The organism is Mycobacterium sp. 852013-50091_SCH5140682 (assembly GCF_001665685.1).
GTDB lineage: Bacteria > Actinomycetota > Actinomycetes > Mycobacteriales > Mycobacteriaceae > Mycobacterium.
Genome location: NZ_LZTB01000106.1, coordinates 39,155 through 58,237, shown reverse-complemented (window position 1 = coordinate 58,237; position 19,083 = coordinate 39,155). Strand labels below are relative to the sequence as shown.

The window sequence follows — 19,083 nt, the reverse complement described above, 5'->3', positions numbered from 1 at the left end:
CAAGTTCTCCCCGCGAACAGACATCAAAGTCCGCGACACGCCGCGTTTCGGGTACCGCCACGTCTGCTCGCGCGGGGAACTCAGCCCGGCTAAGTCTCAGCCGAAGAACTCCGCCGCGTCGTCATATCGGTGCTGCGACACCAGCTTGAGCCTGCGCGTGGCGTCGGCCAAGGCCACCCGCTCGATGTTCTCGCCCCGCAGCGACACCATCATCCCGTACTCGCCGGCATGTGCGGCGTCGGCGGCATTGACCCCGAACAGGGTGGCCAGCACCCGGTCGTAGGCCGTCGGCGTCCCGCCGCGCTGCACGTGACCGAGCACCGTGGTGCGCACTTCCTTCTTGATCCGCTTCTCGATCTCGACGCCGAGTTGGTGGGCGACGCCGGTGAACCGGACATGGCCGAACTCGTCGATACCGCCGTCGCGCAGCTGCATCGACCCTTCGGCGGGCTTGGCGCCTTCGGCGACGACGCAGATGAAGTGCGAATCACCGCGCTGGAAGCGCTGTTTGATCAACCGGCAGACCTCTTCGACGTCGAACGGATGCTCGGGGATCAGCGTCATGTGCGCGCCGGAGGCCATGCCTGCGTTCAGTGCGATCCACCCGGCGTGGCGACCCATCACCTCGACGAGCATCACCCGCTGATGAGATTCGGCGGTGCTGTGCAGCCGGTCGATGGCCTCGGTGGCGACCTGCAGCGCCGTGTCGTGACCGAAAGTGACGTCAGTGCAATCGATGTCGTTGTCGATGGTCTTGGGCACGCCCACCACCGGCACGTTCTCCTCGGACAGCCAGTGCGCCGCGGTCAGCGTGCCTTCCCCACCGATCGGGATCAGCACATCGATGCCGTTGTCCTCCAACGTCTGCTTGATCCGGGGTAGCCCGGCCCGCAGCTCCTCGGGATTCACGCGCGCGGTGCCGAGCATGGTGCCACCTTTGGCGAGCAACCGATCGTTGCGGTCGTCGTTCCTGAGCTGCACCCGGCGGTCTTCGAGCAAACCTCGCCAGCCGTCCTGGAATCCGACGACCGTCGAGCCATACCGCACATCGCAGGTACGCACCACCGCACGGATGACCGCGTTGAGACCAGGACAGTCACCGCCGCCGGTCAAGACTCCGATCCGCATCAGTCAGTTGCTCCTCGTGTGCGCATGTGTTCTATCTTGCCCGGCAGCCCAGGAGGCTGCCGGGCAAGGGTAGAAACTGCAGGTGGGCCTACGTTCGGACAGGACTCAGAGTGCGCTCGGCATTGGGCCGCGAGCCGCCTCGTAGGCGGCGCCGACGCGGTAGAGCCGGTCGTCGGCCAGAGCCGGTGCCATGATCTGCAGGCCGACCGGTAGGCCGTCATCGGGCGAAAGGCCTGACGGAACCGACATTCCGCAGTGCCCGGCCAGGTTGAGCGGCAGGGTGCACAGATCGAACAGGTACATCGCCAGCGGATCGTCGACCTTCTCCCCGATGCCGAAGGCCGTGGTCGGAGTCGTCGGGGTGACCAGAACGTCGACGGTTTCGTAGGCGCGTTCCAGGTCGCGGGCGATCAACGTCCGGACTTTCTGGGCCTGGTTGTAGTACGCGTCGTAATACCCGGCCGACAGCGCGTAGGCGCCGATCATGATGCGGCGCTTGACTTCTGGACCGAAACCGGCAGCCCGGGTCAGCGCCATCACCTCTTCGGCGCTGCGCGTGCCGTCGTCACCGACGCGCAAGCCGTACCGCATGGCGTCGAAGCGCGCCAGGTTGCTGGACACCTCCGAAGGCAGGATCAGGTAGTAGGCCGCCATCGCATGGTCGAAGTTCGGGCAGTCGACCTCGGTGACCTCCGCGCCGAGCGCCGTGATCTGCTCGACAGCCGCGTTGAACGATGCGAGAACGCCGGGCTGATATCCGTCGCCGCGCAGCTGCTTGACCACTCCGACCCGAACACCCTTGAGGTCGCCCTGTGCGCCGGCCTTGGCCGCACCCACCACATCTGGGACCGGCACGTCGACCGACGTCGAGTCGTGAGGATCGTGGCCGGCGATGACCTGGTGCAGCAGTGCGGTGTCGAGCACCGTGCGCGCACACGGCCCACCTTGGTCGAGCGACGACGCGCAGGCGATCAGCCCGTAGCGGCTGACCGTGCCGTATGTGGGTTTGACGCCGACGGTCGCCGTCAGCGCCGCCGGCTGCCGGATGGACCCACCGGTGTCGGTACCGATGGCCAGCGGCGCCTGGAAGGCCGCCAGCGCTGCTGCGCTGCCGCCCCCTGAGCCGCCCGGCACCCGGTCGGTGTTCCACGGGTTGCGGGTCGGGCCGTACGCGGAGTTCTCGGTCGAGCTGCCCATGGCGAACTCGTCCATGTTGGTCTTGCCCAGGATCGGGATGCCTGCCGCGCGCAGCTTGGTGGTCACCGTCGCGTCGTACGGCGAGCGCCAGCCCTGCAGGATCTTCGACCCGGCCGTGGTCGGCGCGTCGGTGGTGGTGAAGACGTCCTTGAGCGCCAGCGGAACACCGGACAGCGGCGAGGCCAGCGTCTCGCCCGCGGCGACCTGACGGTCGACGGCGGCGGCTGCGGCCAGCGCCTCCTCGGCGCCGACGTGCAGGAACGCATGGAAGCGCTCATCGGTCGCGGCGATCTGGTCCAGATGCGCCTGGGTGACCTCGGTGGAGGTGACCTCACCGGCGGCGATCTGGGCGCCGAGGGTCGCTGCGTCGTAGCGAGTGAGATCGGTCATTCTGCTTCTCCCAGGATCCGCGGCACCGCGAACCGCCCGTCCTCCGCCTTGGGCGCCGCGGCCAGCGCCTCGTCCTGGGTCAGGCACGGCGCGACGACGTCGGGCCGTGTGACGTTGACGTCTTTGAGGGGGTTGTCGGTGGCCTCGACGCCGGTGACGTCGACGGATTGGATCCGGCCGACGTGGGCAAGGATGGCATCGAGTTGACCGGCGAAACTGTCCAACTCGTCATCGGTCAGCGCCAGCCGGGCCAGATGCGCCAGGTGGGCAACCTCGTCTCGGGAGATCTGCGACACGACAAAGCAGCCTAGTCACTGCGCCAAACCCAGTGGCAGCGGGCACGAGCGAAGGCGCCGCGCGCGAGGTACTCGGAATGCCCACGCCGCACCGTTGTGCAACAGTGTTGCCCGTGCCTTCCTATCTGCTGCGGGTCCAGCTGGAGGATCGTCCAGGCCGCCTCGGCTCTCTGGCGGTCGCGCTGGGTTCCGTAGGTGCTGACATCCTGTCGCTCGACGTCGTCGAGCGCGGCGCGGGATTCGCGATCGACGATCTGGTGGTCGAGCTGCCCGCCGGGTCCATGCCCGACACCCTGATCACCGCGGCCGAGAACTTGACCGGCGTCTACGTCGACAGCATCCGCCCGCACACCGGCCTCCTCGAGGCGCACCGTGAGCTCGAACTGATCGACCACGTCGCGGCCGCCAACGGACGCGCCGCCCGGCTTCAGGTGCTCGCCGAAGAAGCGGCCCCCGTGCTGCGGGTCGGCTGGTGCACAGTGCTGCGGGCGACGGCATCCGGAGTCGAGCGACTGGCCGGCAGCCACGGCGCACCCGAAACCCATCTCCCGGCGGCACCCTGGCTGCCGCTGCAACACGCCGAGACGCTCAACGGCACCGCCGACTGGGTACCGCAGCTGTGGCGGGACATGGACACCACCCTGGCAGCCGCGCCGTTGGGCGACCACGACACCGCCGTGCTGCTGGGCCGCCCGGGTGGCCCGGGGTTCCGGCCCTCAGAGGTCGCCCGACTGGGCTACCTGGCCGGGATCGTCGCGACGATCCTGCGGTAGATCTCCTCAGTAGACGCCGAAGAGCATGCTCTTGCCCGACACGACCTTGAAGTGCTTGGTTTGCAGTTCCCCGGCGGTCAATCCGGACCTTCGGAACGCGAACGTGACTGCCTGCGTCGCGTGCGGACCCAACACCGCGGGCGCCATACTGTCGGACGCCACCTGCACTCCCGAATTGTCGAAGGCACCCACGGTCAGAACGAAGATGTGGGCGACGTCCATCTTGCTGGTCAGCTTCACATGTAGGGCGCGCTGGTCGGCAGTGAAATCACCGAAGTCCGCCTGCACTTCGTTGGCCATTATGTAGTCGATGTCGCTGTTCGGCCGCCCGTACCTGTCCGAATCACCTGAATCCGGTATCGCAGCAGGGACTTCCGATGCGCCTTTGAGATGGGGCTCGAGCACCGTGACAGCCCCGAGGACGATCGCCAAGCCGGACACCACCACACCGGCCAAAACGGCAGGTGGTGCTCCTCGAACACCCCTGGCACGCAGCACCGCAACGACACCAACGGCCAAACCCATGCTGGCCACGACCAAGCTCACCGGACCGAAAGGAAGGTATGCGAGCGCGACGCCGGCAAGCGCGAAAACGAGCGATGTGATCGACCAGGCCAGCCAGTCACGCGTGACGCCGGGACCAGTACCAGGTTGGGGATACATCAGCGAGTCACCCTGTCATAGTGAGCCTCCGCGCCGATCACGCGGAACGTCGCGCCGGCGTTCAATCGTTTGGCCTGCTCGTCTGGCACACGCCCGGGCAGAAACATGATGATCTGCTCGGACGCCCGGCCGGCGAGCGCCACAATTGTGCTGCTGCCCGCGATCTGGGTTGAGCTGTCACCCTCGAATCCGGCAATGGCGAGGTGGAACGTGGCCGGGAGGTCCCGCTTGTTCGCCACGGTGACCTCCAGACCGTAGGACGGTAAGGGGTTTGTCTCGGTGTAGGTGAACGAACCGACCTTCACGTCGAGGTCGTCACGCAGAACCTCGGCCGTGGTGGCATTGACACCCGGTGCCGCCGTGGCCGTTTCGCCTCCCCGGTGATCCCGGTAGACGAATCCCATCCCGGCTGTCACGCCGATGGCAAAAATCGATACCACGATTCCCGCGATGGCTGTGGTCGCTGAACCGTCCGGAATGCGCCGCCGGGGAAGCCAGCCAATCAGCACGGCGGCCACTCCGAAGATCCCTGCCACGGCCCCGACCCACCCAGCGGGTCGCGGGCTGAGCGCCACGAGTACACCGCACACACCCAGAATCACCGACACCACCGACCAGGTACGGAAGAACGGGTCGGTGGGGCCGGCCTTCGAGCTGCGGCGGTCGGTCTGCGGCGCACCGAGCAGTGGCGGCCCGTATCCGCCTGCGGGCGCAGCATATTGCGGGGGCGGTGAATATCCCGGTGCTTGAGGAACATTCGGATACCTGGGGGTGTGCTGACCGTCGAAGGCACCCCACGGCCTGTTCTGATCAGTCATGGTGTCGTGACCTCACGTCGTCAACGCGGCGGTATCGAAAAGGCGGTGAGCACACGGAAAGTCGCATTCTTGAGACGGCCGTATTGAAACTCCGGCTTCGTCCGGCTAAACGCCGTCTCAACCTTCTGCTCACCGGCGTTCAAGGTCGCACCCACTGTGTCGGAGGCGAGCTGGTCGGTGCCGTCGAACGCGACGATCAACACGCTGAAGGTCCTCGCCGCCGTGAGCCGATTCGTCAAGGTCACCGGGAGTCGACCGGGACCCGAATCAGAGCCCGTAGGTTCATACTTGCCCACCGTCACGTCGAGTTCCTTGCTGAGCACCGTCTCGGTGTTGGAACGATCCTCACTGGCTTGAGCCGACTGCTGCGCGGGTGCGGGCGGTGGCGCGGCGGCCGACTCGGTGTGCACGAACACCATGACCACACCGACAACGGCCGCGATAGCCGACGTCGCGATCCCTGTGATGGCCGGTGCGGGAGTGCCGCGCCCCCGCCGGAGCAATCCGACGATTCCCGTCGCCACACCGCCCAAGCCCAGGACCGCCCCGAGCACACTGACATAGAACGGAATGAACGCCAGCACAAGGGCGCCGACGCCGACCGCGATCGAGACGACGGCCCACGCGGACACGGGTACTGGCTCATCGCCGAGTTCCGTACCGAGGCCGTAATAACGAGCACCGGGCGGAGGGTACGGGGTCGGGCTGTTGAACGGTCGAGTCATCGTCGAGTCACCTCACACCGGCCTACTCCACGCCTGCACCACGCGAAACGTCGAGGAGCGCAGGCGATCGGCGATGGTGGCATTCGGTATGCCGATGTCGAAATAGTCGACGGTGGTGGTGGCGTGCGCGTCCAACGCGCCCGGCTCGAGTTTCAGCGTGCTGCACACCTGGGTGTGCTCCCCCTCGAACCCAGCGACACTCACGTCGTATTGCCGAGGCTTGTCCAACTTGTTCCGAAAGGTCACGGGCAGACGTCCACGGATGGTGGGGCCGTCCACCTTGTAGTCGAACGTCCCGAAACTTACGTCCAGTTGGTCATGCATGACGACGGCGGTGTCTTTGGTCTCACCGGAGACGGGGCCATGGGCCACCGAATCCCGGCGGCGGTCAGGCTGATTGACGTCGATCAGCACGCTAACCACAACCAGGACAGCCACGAGACCGGCTGCCACCACACCGGTGACCGCCGGCACGGGAGGCTGCGCACCTGCACGGCGGACTCGCCTCAGCGCGAGGATGCCGGCCGCCAGAGCTCCGATTCCTATTGCCGCACCGATGAATCCGACCCATGACGGGATATCGGTGTAGAACGGCGTCAGTGCTAATCCGACGGCGACGACTCCGGTGGCGACGGACATGACCGACCATCCTCCGGCGACCGAGGTGGCACGCTGCACCGGCGCGGGCACCAACGGCGGCCGCGGGGGCGGGATGAAATCGCCCGCCGGAGATCCCATCGGCGCTGACGGCCCGAACGGATCCGCGAACGGATCGCCGTGCCCGCCACCGTAGCCCGGCGGTCCAAAATTATTCATAGCCGTGTGGTCCTCTCCCCCGATACGCAATGTGTCAGTAGGTATCACATCTCGCGGTCGCCACTTCGAACGAAGCCGTTCGCAGCTGATCAGCCTTGGACGTCGTGAGTGTCGCATCCGACGGGAACAGGTTCTGACGAACCGTGCCCTTCGCGCTCACGGCCGCCTCGACAAAGAACTCGTCGACGGTGGTGTGTTGAGGGCCGCCGCGTGCCAGAATACGAAAATTGCAGGTCCGCGGAATATCACGCTTGCTGGTGATGGTGACCTCCACGCGGGGATTGCGCACTTCGGGATCCCCGCCGGCATCGGTGTACTGCCCGAAGTCCACCACCATCTCCTTCGTGAGCACCACGTCGGTGTTTCCGTTGTAACGCGGAATCACCTCGGCCGGTCCAGATGGCGACATCGACGTCGGAGTCAGTGTCGGCCCGGCTGGCGCCGGAAGGGGCGCAGGTGACCGGTAGAACGCAAAGAACATCACCACCGCCAGCACCATCGCGAGCACCGAGGCGACGATCCCTGAGATCGCCATCACCGGGTTGCGCTGCTCGCGCTGGACCGCCTGCACACCGACGATTCCGGCGACCACGCCGAAGATTCCGACCGGTACCGCGACAAAGCCGATTCCCGACGGGAAAAAGGCCAACGCGATGCCGGCCAGTCCGACGAACAATGAAATCGAGGGCCACCGTGAACCGGGGTGGTCGTGGGGTGGCGGCGCCTGCTGCGGTTGACCGAACGGGTCGAAGGCCCCATGGTCCATCGGCCAGCTGTTGCCCCACTGCGTCATCGCGCGTCCACCCTATTCGTGCCCCCGCTCACGGCGCCTCCTGATTACCACCGTGGGCATTGGCGTTGTCCAACAGGATCTTGAGGCGGTCCAACGGATTTCCGTCACCCAGCCGCTGTCCCGGCGCGCGGCCGTTACCGGTGCTCGGAAGACGATCGGGGCTGACCGGGTTGAGCACGTCGGGCCCGCCGCCTTCCGGACCGGCGATCGGCGCATCACCACCGCTTCCTGTCGGCGGGCCGGGCGTCATCGTGGGCTCCGGCGTCTCCGGCGACGGCATGTTCGGGCCCGGTCCCGGCGGTGGCGCCGCACCGGGGGTCTGCTGACCGTCGCCGGGTCAACCCGGCGACGGCGAGGGTGACTGCGAGGCTCCGGGCAATCCCGGCAGCGGCGGTGCCGAGGTCGGGGTCAGAGATGTCGGAGCGGGCTCCGGCGGCACGGTTTGCGGCGGCGCGGACGGCGGCGGGGGCGGACGATGCAGGTTGCGCAGTTTCTCTTCCAACCGCGGCAGCGTCTGGTCGCGGATGGCCTTGCGGTCGGCGTTGGCATCGTCGTTGCCCGCGAAGCATTGGGCCGGTGCGTCCTTGACGATCGCGATCGCGGCGTTGTACCAGCGCTCGGCGGCCTGTTTGTCGTTGCCGCGGGTTGCCAAGTCCCCCAGCGTTTCCTGCACCAGCTCGAGGTTCACCCGTACCGGGCAGGATGCGGCGGGATCGGTGCGTGACAGCGAGTCGCCGAAGCGCGCCTCGGCGTCGGTGAGCCGGCCTTCCAGAACCATCAGGTCGCCGTCGGCGAACGAGGTCTTCGCCGGGTCCACGATGTCGAATATCTGCAGGATCGAGATGTCGTCGCGCAGCGCGTCGATGTCGTGCCGGTCGAAATCGGACGCCGCCCAGTTACCTGCCACCACCACGCTGATCAACTTCGCCGCGACGGCCAGCAGCACGATCACCACCGGTGCGGAGAAGAGATACAGGCGTCGCCGCAATCGCAGGCGGGCGGGACCGGACCGGTAGTGCGTCAGCACTCGCCGGGCCGCGGCACGCACCGCGGCGCCGGATTCCTTCATCAGCATCATGAGGTGACGTCCTTGCGCGACATCCGATTACGGCGGAACTCCCGAATCGTCAGCACGATCTCCCCGAGCACCAGCACGGCGGCCAACATCGTGAACAGCCAGTACAGTTCCCGGCGCTCGACGAGTTTCGAAGCGTGCAGCGGGTTCTCGTCATCGGAGCCGGCTACGGGATCCACCGCGGGCAGCACGGCGGTGATGGACTGGCCGGCCTCCCGGTGAAAATAGGGAACGCCGAGATCTCCGGCAATCTTCTTCAGCGTCGACTCGTCGAGCGTGGAGTTCAGCGGTGCGCCGGTGCCAGGATCGTTCTGATAGACCTTGGTGGCACCGACCCAGCCCTGTGGGATCGGACCGCCTGCCGACGTACCGTAACCCAGTACCGCACCGCCGCTGACGGCCTTGTCTTGCAGGTCGAATGACTCGGAGGTGGCGCGGCTGCCCGCATCGCCGGATCCGAAGTAGAAGACCAGGCTCTTGGAGTCCTTGAATCGGCCTGCCGCCGCCTCCAACTGCTTCTTCAGTTCGTCACGCGCAGCCGTCGGGTTGGCCTGGTACATGGCGTCGGGTGCCACCAGGGTGTAGGGCGACAATCCGTGCACCAGCGACTGCAGGCTCCAGGCGTCATCCGAAAGGGGCCAGTCCACAGCGGCTTTCGACGCGAAGGAGACCAAGCCGAATCTGGCTCGCGGGTATTCGTTGATCAACGACGAGATATCGGCCCGGACGCCGGTCATCCGCGATTGCCGGTCACCGAAGTCCTGCACCCGCATGTTCACCGAGCGGTCGACCACGAAGAACACGTTGAGGTTGGGGTCGACGGCCGACGCGCTCTTGGGTTGTTCGGCCGGCTGGTCGTCGTTGAGATCGAACCCCGGCCGCGCCGCTGCGAACACCAGCATGAGTACGGCGAGCGTCAGTCCGCCCCAGCGCAATACGACCTTGCGGTACTGACCGGTCCCGGTGCGGACCAGCACCCGATACAACGCAACCATACGGATGACGATGAGAAGCGCACCGAGACCGAACAGGGCGATCGGCGCGACAATCGGGTCGAAGGTCATCGGCGCAGTACCGCCAGCGACACACACAGCAGCACGGCCGCGGCGACCGCCGCGATGAGCGCCTCCTCAGGCGCATCCCAGGACTGGCTGGTCACCACCCGGCCACTGGGTAGGACGGCCTGCGGTGGGTTGTCCCGGATCTCGTCGAGAAGCCGGGTGAGGGTGGAATCGCCCCCGGCCTGTGCGGTTCCGGCCGGATTGAACAACGCGAACCTGCCGCCGGTGGCGTCGGCAATCGATTGCAACCGGTTGTTGGCGTCCGGGGAACTCTGCGTGACATCGGACCGCGAGATCACGTTGACCTGCACACCAGCTTTGATCGCCATGTCCTTGATGGCCTGCTCGGTGTACAGCTGTGCGCGCTGCTCATCCGGTGACCGCAGGGCGCTGTAGCCGAGGTACACCAGTGACCGGCGATGCCGGCTCTTGCCTTCGAACGACGGGAAACCGGTGAGGCACAACGCCAGGATGTCCTCGGCACTCGGCGCGTAGTCGACGTAGGTGACCTTCTGGGCGAACTTGTCGATACCCGTCTCCAACTCGGCGCGGTCGGCATCCGACACGGGCCGGTGAGTGTCCAGATCCTGTTGAATACGAGCAAGTTTCGCGAAGTACTCGAACCGGTCGGCGGCGAAATCATGGTCACGGGTCAGCGGTACCACTCGCAGACTCGGAGATGTCAGCCCGATCCGCTGGGTGTCGTACGACTTCGCCTGCCCGGCGTAGTAGTTCAGGAAGTTCGCGGTGCTCGGATCAGTGACAGGTTCGCCCACGCACAACATCGTGTCCAGGGGGTGCTCGGTCTCGAATTCCTTGGTGGAGCTGGAAGTCCCGACCGGCCGCGCACTGGCGACCAGCGCGGTGGCGAACGTCGCCACTAACAGGACACCGGTGACGATCATCGACAGGAAGTAGATCCGGTACACCCGTGCGTACTCGGGAAGCCGGGTCAGCCGGTCGACATGGGCGAGCGGGCGCAGCACCTGCTGCACCTTGGCCATCGGCAACAGCGAGGCGGCGATGACGCATGCCGTCAGCAAGATCAGCCCGGCCAGGATGACCGGCCACCATTTCAGCGCCATGTGCGCACCAGTTCCTCGGCGGACCGACCGATCGTCACCATGTCGGACTGTGGCGCGGCGCTGAACTGGACGTCGTTGAGCGCACGGAACAGCGGCCCCACCCCGGCCAGGTCGCCGTCGGCGATCTCCCCGACGTGCAGGTACTGGGCCCGCACCCCGGTGGTGACGTAGATGAAGCTGCGCAGGATCCGGCTCACGGCAGCGCCTGCCTGGGCCGGGGTGAGACCGCCGGCCAGATACTGCTGATTGGTGCGCTGCAACGAGCGAGCGAATCGTCGACGCACCAACCAGCCGTGCAGGTTTCGGATCACGGGCACGGTGCGCAGCCGGGCCGGCGCCATGGTCCAGACGTAAACACCTGTGCACCACATGATCACGATGACGATCAGGACTGTGCCGATGGCCACCCACCAGTAGGAGAACGGCAGCGGGCCGCCGATGAACCGCAACAGATCATCAGGCATTGCCGAACACCTCATTCATGTCGACGATCCGGTCCCGGATCTCGGCACTGGCGGCGATGCGGGCGAAACAGACCTCGTGTGAGGACAGGAAGCTGTCCAACGTAGCGATGCGAGCCTGCTCCGCGGCCCGATAGGCGGCCACGACCCGGGGCCCGAGGGTGGCGCCGTTGAGCACAAACCGTCCGGTCGCCACGTCGAACCCGTCGTGCTCCCCCTCGTCGGCCCCGACCGCAGGCATGTCGGTGACCATCAGCCAGATGATTTCATGTTGCCCGGCAAGCGCTTTGAGTGCCGCATCGAGGCGGGGGCTGACGTCGGGTTCGTCGGAGACGACGATCACCAGCAGCCGTCTGCGATGCGCATGCGCGACGAACTCCAACTGCGCGACGATGTCGCTCGCGCCGACCTCACCGAGGCTGTGGTTGTAGTAGTGCTCGAGAATGCTCTCGATGTGGGTTTCCCCACGTCGGTTGCGGATGTTCGCCGAACCACGCGCATCGCCGTACACCATCCCGACCTCGTCGCTGCGGCCCACCGCGATGAGGCCGATGGCACCGAGCACATTGGTTGCGACCTCGCGTTTCACCTCGCCGGTCGGCGTCAGGGCGGTCATGTTGCGACCGGCATCGGCGACCAACAGCATCTTGTGATGGCGCTCTGAGACGAACCGCTTGATGAGCACCGACCCCGCGCGTGCCGACGCTTTCCAGTCGATGTCCCGGACGTCGTCGCCGGGCACGTACGGACGCAGGTCGTCGAGTTCGAGTGTCCTGGTGTGCAGCAGTGCGTAGCGTCCGCCCTCCAGCAGGCCTCTGGTGTCCGTACCGAAGTACTGCTTGGCCCGGTTGAGGTACTTGCCCATATTCCCCGTCTGCTCCTCGCGTGCGCGCGATCAGGGCACGCGAACCGACTGCAGCACAGCGTCGATGACCGTTTCGGGTGTCACGCCCAGCCGCGTCGCCTCGAATCCGAGGATCAACCGGTGTCGCAGCACGCGGTAGGCGAGCTTCTGAATGTCTTCGGGCAGTACATGATTGCGGCCCTGCAGCACCGCGGAGGCCCGCGCCGCACGGCTGAACGCGATGGTGGCGCGCGGGCTGGCGCCGTACTGCACCAACTTCGCCAGCTGCGGCGGCAGGAACTGCGCAGGGTTGCGGGTCACCCCGATGAGCTGGGTGATGTAGTGCACCAGCACGGGATCCAGGTGAACGCTGCGCACCACGCTCTGCAGCCGCCGCATATCATCCAGTCCGACAACGGGTCTCGGCTTCTCCTGGCGATCGTAGACACCCGCATCGATCCGGAAGATGACCTCGGCCTCTTCCGCCGGGGTGGGGTACCGCAACACTTCCTTGAGCATGAAGCGGTCGGTCTGCGCCTCCGAGAGCGGATACGTGCCCTCCTGGTCCACCGGGTTCTGGGTCGCGATGACCAGGAACGGCTCAGGGATCGGGTAGAGCTTGCCCGCGATGGTCGTCTGACGTTCCTCCATCGCCTCCAGCATGGCGCTCTGCGTCTTGGCGCTTGAGCGGTTGATCTCGTCGAGCAGCACGATATTGCTGTGCACCGGCCCCAGCTGCGTGACGAACTGACCAGACGACGAGTCGTAGATCTGCGTGCCGATGATGTCGCTGGGCAACAGATCGGGCGTGCACTGGATCCGGTTGAAGCCACCTGAGATCGCGTCGGCCACAACGCGTGCCGCGGTCGTCTTCGCCAGCCCCGGAACGCTCTCCAACAGGATGTGGCCGCCGGTGAGCAGGCCGATCAGCAACGATTCGCGCAGGTTCTCCTGACCGACGACCTTGGTCGAGAACACCTGCGCTATCGCGCTGACAATCCGATGGGCGCTTTCCATCTCATGCTGATTCGGTTGTACGCGCGCGACTGTCGTCATCGAGTTACTCCCCCCGTAGTGTGCGCAAACTCAAACGTGATGCGGCGTCGTTGCGCTCAACTCCACTTGATCGTCGGCGGAGTCTGGCTCAGGTCTGCGTCACCGAAGAGCGTGAAGCTGTCGCTGCCCGTGATCCGCCCGCCGTCGCGGCCCTGAACCGAGTAGCCGAAGTTGCCGGACAACGTGACGTTGGCCGACAACGAGTACTCGGAGAAACTGATCTGGGCGCCGTCCGGTGCCGGGGCCTGCCAATCCACCGTGCCGTCGACGGCGCCGTATTCATAGAGACGCTGCGGGCAGTTCGGCGGCGACGTCGACTTTGAGCGGGCGCAGCCGTCCAGCAGGCTCTTGATGTTCGCGGTGATGCTGCTGTTCGCCGAATCGCTCAACGAGAATTCGGGGCTGTTGGCGCCCGCGTAGCCCGTCAATGAGTCCAGCAGTAGCGGCTTGCCCTCGACCTTGAGATTGCTGTTGTTGGAGCCCCAGTCGACGTAGCCGGGAAACACGTAGACCACCGAGGTGCCGATCGGCTTGCCGAAGGCGGTCAGGGTGCCGACGGCCTTGTTGCTGGCCTGTGTCGAGTAATCGAGCCGTACCGCAGCGGAATCGAGCTTCCACTTGTTGCCCGACTTCTTCATCATGAACGTGGTGTCGGATACCTGGTCCCCGAAGTTGGCGGTCACGTGCACCGAGCCGAATCCGATGCCGTTGTTCGAATCATCGCCCAGGATGCGGATATTGGAGATCGGCATCTTCTCGACCTGAGACTTGAGGATCTCGTCGGTGAGCAGTTCCTTGGATGCCGGCTGGTCGGCCCCGAAACTCAGCGCTGCTTCGGCGTCCCCCTTGGCGAGCGCCTCGAGATAGCCCTGCACGGTCTTGCCCGCGGAATCGCTGGAGCCGCCGCCACCGCCGCGTCCGACCAACGCGACGACGGCCACGATCACAATCACCAGAAGCACGGCCGCGCCCGCACCGATCGTGATGATCAGGGCCTTGCGATTGCGCTTGGCCCCAGGTGGCGGGAAGCCTGCGAACTGCGAGTCGAACTGCGGTGGCCCCACCTGCGGCGGGGTGCCGGGTTGCGGCCAGCCGGGCTGCGCTTGAGCGGCCCACGCCGGCTGTTGCTGCGCGCCCCAGGGTTGCGCGGCCGGCGGTTGTTGCGACGGCATCTGCGGGGACGGCTGCCAACCGCCTGACGGATCGGCACCGCCCTGATCGCCCTGGCCGCCGATCGGGCTCGGTCCGCCGTAGCCGCCGTCACCGCCTGACCAGTTCGTCACAGCAGAACTCCCAACCGCGGTACATGCCGCACCGGCAAACCCCCACTTTCCGCGACCCGACTGTGTGCACACGAGGAGCCGGGGACTTTTATCGTTCGGAGGCATTCTAAGCAGCCGTTGATCATCACGCAGACACCAATCTGCGTCGGCTACCGGTTATGCGGGCCCTTCTGCGAGCAACGTCCGGAATCCGTCCTCGTCGAGGATGGGTACGCCGAGTTCGACCGCCTTGTCATACTTCGAGCCGGGCGCATCTCCGGCGACGACGTAGGCGGTCTTTTTCGACACGGAACTGGCGGCTTTGCCACCGCGGGCGATGATGGCCTCCTTGGCCTGATCACGGGAGAAGCCGGGCAGCGACCCCGTGACGACGATGGACAGCCCCTCCAGCGTGCGCTCGACGCTGGCGTCGCGCTCGTCGGCCATCCGCACCCCGGCTGCACGCCATTTGTCGACGATCGCGCGGTGCCAGTCGACGGTAAACCACTCGATCACTGCGGCGGCGATCGTCGGCCCCACCCCTTCGACGGCGGCGAGTTGTTCCTCGGATGCTTCGACGATGGCGTCCAGGCTGCCGAACTCGGTGGCCAGCGCCCGCGCCGCGGTCGGGCCCACGTGGCGGATGGACAGCGCCACCAGAACCCGCCACAGCGGCTGGGCCTTGGCCTTGTCGAGGTTGGCCAGCAGCCGCTTTCCGTTCGCGGACAGTTCGCCGGCCTTGGTGGTGAACAAGTCGGTGCGCAGCAGATCGTCGGCGGTCAGCGTGAACAGGTCGCCCTCGTCGGTGATGACGCCGCCTGCCAGAAGCGCCGTCGCCGCCTCGTAGCCGAGTCCCTCGATGTCGAACGCACCACGGCCCGCGACGTGAAACACCCGCTCCCGCAACTGCGCCGGGCAGCTGCGAGTGTTGGGGCACCGGATGTCGGCGTCGCCCTCCTTGGCCGGGGCCAGCCGGGTGCCGCATTCGGGACAGTTTGTGGGCATGACGAATTCGCGTTCAGACCCGTCCCGCAGGTCGACGACGGGACCGAGCACCTCGGGAATGACGTCACCGGCCTTGCGGATCACGACCGTGTCGCCGATCAAGACGCCCTTGCGCTTCACCTCGGTGGCGTTGTGCAGCGTCGCGAGACCGACCGTCGAACCGGCGACCTTGACGGGCTCCATGTAGGCGAACGGGGTCACCCGCCCGGTCCGGCCGACGCTGACGCGGATGTCGAGCAGCTTGGTGGTGGCCTCCTCGGGCGGGTACTTGTAGGCCACGGCCCAGCGCGGGGCGCGCGACGTCGAGCCGAGCCTGCGTTGCAGTGCCACCTCGTCGACTTTGACCACCAGCCCGTCGATTTCGTGATCGACGTCGTGTCGGTGTTCGCCCCAGTAGGCGATGCGCTCGGCCACCGCGGCGACCCCGGACACCTTGGTGGTGTGCACCGACACCGGCAGCCCCCACTGCCCCAGCGCGCGGTAGGCGTCGTGCAGCGACGCCGGGCTGAACCCCTCCGAATACCCCAGGCCGTGGCAGATCATCCGCAGTCGGCGCCGCGCCGTGACCGCCGGATTCTTCTGTCGCAGTGAGCCCGCCGCGCTGTTGCGCGGGTTGGCGAACGGCGGCTTGCCCTCGGCCACCAACCCGGCGTTGAGGTCCTCGAAATCAGCGACCCGGAAGAACACCTCACCGCGCACCTCGAGCACCGCGGGCACCGGGAATTCGTCGGACGACGTGAGCCGCTCGGGGATGTCGTCGATGGTGCGGGCGTTGAGCGTGACGTCTTCACCGGTGCGCCCGTCGCCGCGGGTGGCGGCGCGCACCAACCGGCCGTCGCGGTAGACGAGGGCCAGCGCCACCCCGTCGATCTTCAGCTCGCATAGGTAGTGCGCGGCGTCGCCGGTCTCGCCACTGATCCGGGCAGCCCACGCCGACAGCTCGTCGGAGTCGAACACGTTGTCCAGCGACAGCATGCGCTCCAGATGCTCGGCGGGCGTGAAATCGGTCGCGAAACCCGCGCCCCCGACCAGTTGGGTCGGTGAATCCGGAGTGCGCAGCTCAGGGTGGGCGTCCTCGAGTCCCTGCAACTCGCGCAACATCGCGTCGAACTCCGCATCCGAGATGACCGGTGCGTCCCTGACGTAGTAGCGGAACTGGTGCTCACGTACCTCGTCGGCCAGTTCCTGCCAACGTCGCCGCAGGTCAGCGTCTTCCACGTCGCTCGAGGTCACCCCCGCAGGGTAGCCGAGGGCACCGACAGGCAAACAGCGTCGCCGGTGCCGACGTCTTGCGCGGCGACGACGGTTAGGGTGGCGACATGCCGCATCCGATCATGTTCAGTGACGATGATCAGGGACTGGCCGAGCTTCGCACCATCGCACTCGACTTCCCCGGGGCGTTCGAGAAGGTCTCGTGGGGCAGGCCGGTGTTCTGTGCGCCGAAGATGTTCGCGATGTACGGAGGCAACGTCAAGGCCACCGACGGCATGGTGCCGTACCCCTACTCCCTGCTCTTCAAGGTCGATGACAGTGATCGCCGCGCACTCGAGCAGGACCGCCGGTTCTTCTTCCCGGCCTACATGGGGCCCTTCGGTTGGCTGGGCCTGGATTTCACTGCGGCGAAGGTGGATTGGGACGAGGTGACCGAACTGGTCGACGCCTCGTTCCGCTTGATCGCGCCGAAGAAGCTCATCAAACAACTCGACGAACGCTGACTGGAGGCACCATGAGTTTTGCGAGTCCCTTTGCCGATGTCGAGATTCCGACGGTCAGCGTCTACGCGTACCTGTTCGCCGATCTGAGCGCCGCCGACGCCGACCGCGTGGCACTTGTCGACGCCAAGACCGGCACCGAAACCAGCTACGGGGAGCTCCTCGACCGCATCGACGCGTTCGCGGGGGCGCTGGCGGCGCGCGGCATCGGTGTCGGGGACGTGGTTGCGCTGTTGTCTCCGAACAGTTCCGCCTTCGCCGTGGCGTTTCACGGCATCCTGCGGTCAGGTGCGACGGCGACCACCATCAACGCCCTGTTCACCGCGAAGGACATCGCCAAGCAGCTGACCGACTCGAAGGCCCGGTTGTTGGTGACCGTGAATGCCCTTCTGCCCCATGCCGCCGAAGGGGCCGCGGCGGCCGGCCTGAAAGACGATCAGGTGGTGATGCTCGACGGTGCCGGACTGCCCGACGGGCACGCCGCACCGGACGTCAGCTTCGACCCGGCCTCGCACCTGGCGGCGCTGCCGTACAGCTCGGGGACGACGGCAAACCCCAAGGGCGTCATGCTCACTCACGCCAACTTGACCGCCAATGTCGCGCAGATCAGGCCGCTGCAGGGCATGCAGGCCGACGACCGCCTGTTGGCCGTCCTGCCGTTCTTCCACATCTACGGCATGACGGTGCTGCTCAACGCGGCACTGCACGCCCGGGCCCGGCTGATCGTCATGCCGTCATTCGATCTCGCCGAGTTTCTCGGCAACATTCAGAATCACAAGTGCAGCTACGCCTACATCGCTCCGCCGGTGGCGGTCGCACTGGCCAAGCACCCGCTCGTCGACTCCTACGACCTGTCCTCACTCAAAGGCATCATGTCGGGCGCTGCCTCGCTGGACGCCGAGCTCGGTCATGCGTTGGCCAACCGATTGGGCTGCAGCGTCGTTCAGGGCTACGGCATGAGCGAGCTGAGCCCGGTCAGCCACATCACGCCGACCGACGGCGGGCTGGGCACGATCGGGACCGTCGCGCCGCTGGACTCGTGTGGCTGGACCGTACCCAATGCCGAGAGCAAGCTCGTCGACCCCGACACCGGAGCCGAAATCGGCATTCCGGCAGAGGGTTTGAGCGCGACGGGCGAACTGTGGTTCAGGGGGCCCAACGTCATGGCCGGCTATCTGGGCAACGAGCAGGCCACCAGCGAGACCATCGACTCCGACGGCTTCCTGCACACCGGGGACCTCGCGCAGGTGGATGCGACGGGCTGCGTCTACATCGTCGACCGCCTCAAAGAACTGATCAAGTACAAGGGCTATCAGGTGCCGCCTGCCGAGCTGGAATCGGTGCTGCTGACGCATCCGGGCATCGCCGATGCCGCGGTGATCGGTGTGCACGACGGCGAGACCGGCGAGGAGATCCCCAAGGCATTCGTGGTCAAGCAGCCCGGCGCGGAGTTGACCGGCGACGAGGTGATGGCCTTCGTCGCCGGCCAGGTGGCCCCGTACAAGAAGGTGCGTCAGGTCGAGTTCATCGACGCGGTGCCGAAATCGTCGGCAGGCAAGATCCTGCGGCGAGAGCTGCGGGCCCGCCGGTAAGCGTCACTGCGGCTCTTCGACGAAGGCACGCAACCGGTCGATGGCCCGGTCCCAGCGCTCGGAGAGGGCCGACAGGTAGTCGCTCGCCTCGGCCAACGGCTCCGGTTGGATGCGCCAAATGCGTTCGCGCCCTTTGCGATCGCTGGTCACCAGGCCCACCGCCTCCAGTAACAGCAGGTGTTTGGTCGCCGCCTGGCGGGTCACGGGAATCACCTGGGTCAGCTGGACCGTCGAGCACGGACCGCCGTCGCAGAGCCGCGTGACGATGCGCAGCCGGTTGGGGTCGCCGAGCGCATTGAAAACCGGCGACAGCGGGTCGGTCAACCCACCT

The 19,083-nt window shown here is 66.4% G+C and carries 21 protein-coding genes; 3 read left to right on the top strand and 18 right to left on the bottom strand.

What is annotated here, in order from left to right; genetic code table 11:
* Window positions 1–96 precede the first annotated feature (96 nt).
* From A5784_RS27975 to gatC, 3 genes are all read right to left on the bottom strand, one after another.
* On the bottom strand, window positions 97–1,128 hold the full coding sequence (locus tag A5784_RS27975) for an ATP-dependent 6-phosphofructokinase (RefSeq protein ID WP_064948125.1): 1,032 nt from the start codon (window positions 1,126–1,128) through the stop codon (window positions 97–99).
* Between the two features lie 105 nt (window positions 1,129–1,233).
* The gene (gatA, locus tag A5784_RS27970; protein ID WP_064948124.1) at window positions 1,234–2,715 is read right to left on the bottom strand and encodes an Asp-tRNA(Asn)/Glu-tRNA(Gln) amidotransferase subunit GatA; all 1,482 of its coding nucleotides are present in this window, start codon (window positions 2,713–2,715) and stop codon (window positions 1,234–1,236) included.
* Window positions 2,712–3,011, bottom strand: coding sequence for an Asp-tRNA(Asn)/Glu-tRNA(Gln) amidotransferase subunit GatC (gene gatC / locus A5784_RS27965; RefSeq protein WP_064948123.1), 300 nt, complete (start codon window positions 3,009–3,011; stop codon window positions 2,712–2,714). Before gatC ends, gatA begins: the two co-directional genes overlap by 4 nt.
* Window positions 3,012–3,124: 113 nt before the next feature.
* On the opposite strand from gatC, the gene A5784_RS27960 reads away from it, so the two are divergent.
* Window positions 3,125–3,784 (top strand): ACT domain-containing protein, encoded by a 660-nt coding sequence (locus tag A5784_RS27960; protein WP_082945121.1) that lies wholly within the window; start codon window positions 3,125–3,127, stop codon window positions 3,782–3,784.
* Window positions 3,785–3,790: 6 nt separating this feature from the next.
* On the opposite strand, the gene A5784_RS27955 is transcribed toward A5784_RS27960, so the two are convergent.
* The 14 genes from A5784_RS27955 to ligA all read right to left on the bottom strand — a co-directional run bounded on the left by A5784_RS27955 (window position 3,791) and on the right by ligA (window position 16,681).
* Entirely contained in the window at window positions 3,791–4,447 is a 657-nt protein-coding gene (locus A5784_RS27955) for a hypothetical protein (protein ID WP_064948121.1), read from the bottom strand.
* The gene (locus tag A5784_RS27950) at window positions 4,447–5,265 is read right to left on the bottom strand and encodes a DUF4190 domain-containing protein (RefSeq protein ID WP_064948120.1); all 819 of its coding nucleotides are present in this window, start codon (window positions 5,263–5,265) and stop codon (window positions 4,447–4,449) included. The genes A5784_RS27955 and A5784_RS27950 overlap by 1 nt, the downstream gene beginning before the upstream one ends.
* A gap of 20 nt (window positions 5,266–5,285) precedes the next feature.
* Window positions 5,286–5,990: a hypothetical protein gene (locus A5784_RS27945; protein ID WP_156750820.1), complete on the bottom strand. Its 705-nt coding sequence runs from the start codon at window positions 5,988–5,990 to the stop codon at window positions 5,286–5,288.
* 12 nt (window positions 5,991–6,002) lie between these two features.
* Window positions 6,003–6,806 carry a hypothetical protein gene (locus A5784_RS27940; RefSeq protein ID WP_064948118.1) on the bottom strand — a complete coding sequence of 268 codons (804 nt, stop codon included), beginning with the start codon at window positions 6,804–6,806 and terminating at the stop codon, window positions 6,003–6,005.
* A 34-nt stretch (window positions 6,807–6,840) separates the two neighbouring features.
* Window positions 6,841–7,599: a DUF4190 domain-containing protein gene (locus tag A5784_RS27935; RefSeq protein ID WP_064948117.1), complete on the bottom strand. Its 759-nt coding sequence runs from the start codon at window positions 7,597–7,599 to the stop codon at window positions 6,841–6,843.
* 28 nt (window positions 7,600–7,627) lie between these two features.
* Window positions 7,628–7,849 (bottom strand): hypothetical protein, encoded by a 222-nt coding sequence (locus A5784_RS27930; RefSeq protein ID WP_156750819.1) that lies wholly within the window; start codon window positions 7,847–7,849, stop codon window positions 7,628–7,630.
* An 87-nt stretch (window positions 7,850–7,936) separates the two neighbouring features.
* The gene (locus A5784_RS27925; RefSeq protein ID WP_082945119.1) at window positions 7,937–8,677 is read right to left on the bottom strand and encodes a hypothetical protein; all 741 of its coding nucleotides are present in this window, start codon (window positions 8,675–8,677) and stop codon (window positions 7,937–7,939) included.
* A complete protein-coding gene (locus tag A5784_RS27920; RefSeq protein WP_064948115.1) occupies window positions 8,674–9,738 on the bottom strand; it encodes a VWA domain-containing protein in 1,065 nt (354 codons plus the stop codon). The genes A5784_RS27925 and A5784_RS27920 overlap by 4 nt, the downstream gene beginning before the upstream one ends.
* The gene (locus A5784_RS27915; protein WP_064948114.1) at window positions 9,735–10,820 is read right to left on the bottom strand and encodes a vWA domain-containing protein; all 1,086 of its coding nucleotides are present in this window, start codon (window positions 10,818–10,820) and stop codon (window positions 9,735–9,737) included. The genes A5784_RS27920 and A5784_RS27915 overlap by 4 nt, the downstream gene beginning before the upstream one ends.
* A complete protein-coding gene (locus tag A5784_RS27910; protein ID WP_064948113.1) occupies window positions 10,811–11,284 on the bottom strand; it encodes a hypothetical protein in 474 nt (157 codons plus the stop codon). The genes A5784_RS27915 and A5784_RS27910 overlap by 10 nt, the downstream gene beginning before the upstream one ends.
* Complete coding sequence (locus A5784_RS27905) at window positions 11,277–12,146, bottom strand: DUF58 domain-containing protein (protein WP_064948112.1); 870 nt, start codon at window positions 12,144–12,146, stop codon at window positions 11,277–11,279. The genes A5784_RS27910 and A5784_RS27905 overlap by 8 nt, the downstream gene beginning before the upstream one ends.
* A 30-nt stretch (window positions 12,147–12,176) precedes the next feature.
* Complete coding sequence (locus A5784_RS27900; protein ID WP_064948111.1) at window positions 12,177–13,181, bottom strand: AAA family ATPase; 1,005 nt, start codon at window positions 13,179–13,181, stop codon at window positions 12,177–12,179.
* 56 nt (window positions 13,182–13,237) lie between these two features.
* On the bottom strand, window positions 13,238–14,464 hold the full coding sequence (locus A5784_RS27895) for a DUF4878 domain-containing protein (RefSeq protein ID WP_064948110.1): 1,227 nt from the start codon (window positions 14,462–14,464) through the stop codon (window positions 13,238–13,240).
* A 156-nt stretch (window positions 14,465–14,620) separates the two neighbouring features.
* Complete coding sequence (gene ligA / locus A5784_RS27890) at window positions 14,621–16,681, bottom strand: NAD-dependent DNA ligase LigA (protein WP_064948109.1); 2,061 nt, start codon at window positions 16,679–16,681, stop codon at window positions 14,621–14,623.
* Window positions 16,682–16,767: 86 nt separating this feature from the next.
* On the opposite strand from ligA, the gene A5784_RS27885 reads away from it, so the two are divergent.
* A complete protein-coding gene (locus tag A5784_RS27885; RefSeq protein ID WP_064948108.1) occupies window positions 16,768–17,163 on the top strand; it encodes an MmcQ/YjbR family DNA-binding protein in 396 nt (131 codons plus the stop codon).
* Between the two features lie 11 nt (window positions 17,164–17,174).
* Window positions 17,175–18,752 (top strand): 4-coumarate--CoA ligase family protein, encoded by a 1,578-nt coding sequence (locus A5784_RS27880; RefSeq protein WP_064948107.1) that lies wholly within the window; start codon window positions 17,175–17,177, stop codon window positions 18,750–18,752.
* Window positions 18,753–18,755: 3 nt separating this feature from the next.
* On the opposite strand, the gene A5784_RS27875 is transcribed toward A5784_RS27880, so the two are convergent.
* The gene (locus tag A5784_RS27875; protein WP_064948151.1) at window positions 18,756–19,076 is read right to left on the bottom strand and encodes an ArsR/SmtB family transcription factor; all 321 of its coding nucleotides are present in this window, start codon (window positions 19,074–19,076) and stop codon (window positions 18,756–18,758) included.
* Window positions 19,077–19,083 lie beyond the last annotated feature (7 nt).

What these genes read in the sequence shown, in the direction of transcription:
- A5784_RS27975 (WP_064948125.1), bottom strand. Translation starts at nt 1,128, where the DNA reads ATGCGGATCGGAGTCTTGACCGGCGGCGGTGACTGTCCTGGTCTCAAC.
- gatA (WP_064948124.1), bottom strand. Translation starts at nt 2,715, where the DNA reads ATGACCGATCTCACTCGCTACGACGCAGCGACCCTCGGCGCCCAGATC.
- A5784_RS27955 (WP_064948121.1), bottom strand. Translation starts at nt 4,447, where the DNA reads ATGTATCCCCAACCTGGTACTGGTCCCGGCGTCACGCGTGACTGGCTG.
- A5784_RS27950 (WP_064948120.1), bottom strand. Translation starts at nt 5,265, where the DNA reads ATGACTGATCAGAACAGGCCGTGGGGTGCCTTCGACGGTCAGCACACC.
- A5784_RS27945 (WP_156750820.1), bottom strand. Translation starts at nt 5,990, where the DNA reads ATGACTCGACCGTTCAACAGCCCGACCCCGTACCCTCCGCCCGGTGCT.
- A5784_RS27940 (WP_064948118.1), bottom strand. Translation starts at nt 6,806, where the DNA reads ATGAATAATTTTGGACCGCCGGGCTACGGTGGCGGGCACGGCGATCCG.
- A5784_RS27935 (WP_064948117.1), bottom strand. Translation starts at nt 7,599, where the DNA reads ATGACGCAGTGGGGCAACAGCTGGCCGATGGACCATGGGGCCTTCGAC.
- A5784_RS27930 (WP_156750819.1), bottom strand. Translation starts at nt 7,849, where the DNA reads ATGACGCCCGGCCCGCCGACAGGAAGCGGTGGTGATGCGCCGATCGCC.
- A5784_RS27925 (WP_082945119.1), bottom strand. Translation starts at nt 8,677, where the DNA reads ATGATGCTGATGAAGGAATCCGGCGCCGCGGTGCGTGCCGCGGCCCGG.
- A5784_RS27920 (WP_064948115.1), bottom strand. Translation starts at nt 9,738, where the DNA reads ATGACCTTCGACCCGATTGTCGCGCCGATCGCCCTGTTCGGTCTCGGT.
- A5784_RS27915 (WP_064948114.1), bottom strand. Translation starts at nt 10,820, where the DNA reads ATGGCGCTGAAATGGTGGCCGGTCATCCTGGCCGGGCTGATCTTGCTG.
- A5784_RS27910 (WP_064948113.1), bottom strand. Translation starts at nt 11,284, where the DNA reads ATGCCTGATGATCTGTTGCGGTTCATCGGCGGCCCGCTGCCGTTCTCC.
- A5784_RS27905 (WP_064948112.1), bottom strand. Translation starts at nt 12,146, where the DNA reads ATGGGCAAGTACCTCAACCGGGCCAAGCAGTACTTCGGTACGGACACC.
- A5784_RS27900 (WP_064948111.1), bottom strand. Translation starts at nt 13,181, where the DNA reads ATGACGACAGTCGCGCGCGTACAACCGAATCAGCATGAGATGGAAAGC.
- A5784_RS27885 (WP_064948108.1), top strand. Translation starts at nt 16,768, where the DNA reads ATGCCGCATCCGATCATGTTCAGTGACGATGATCAGGGACTGGCCGAG.
- A5784_RS27880 (WP_064948107.1), top strand. Translation starts at nt 17,175, where the DNA reads ATGAGTTTTGCGAGTCCCTTTGCCGATGTCGAGATTCCGACGGTCAGC.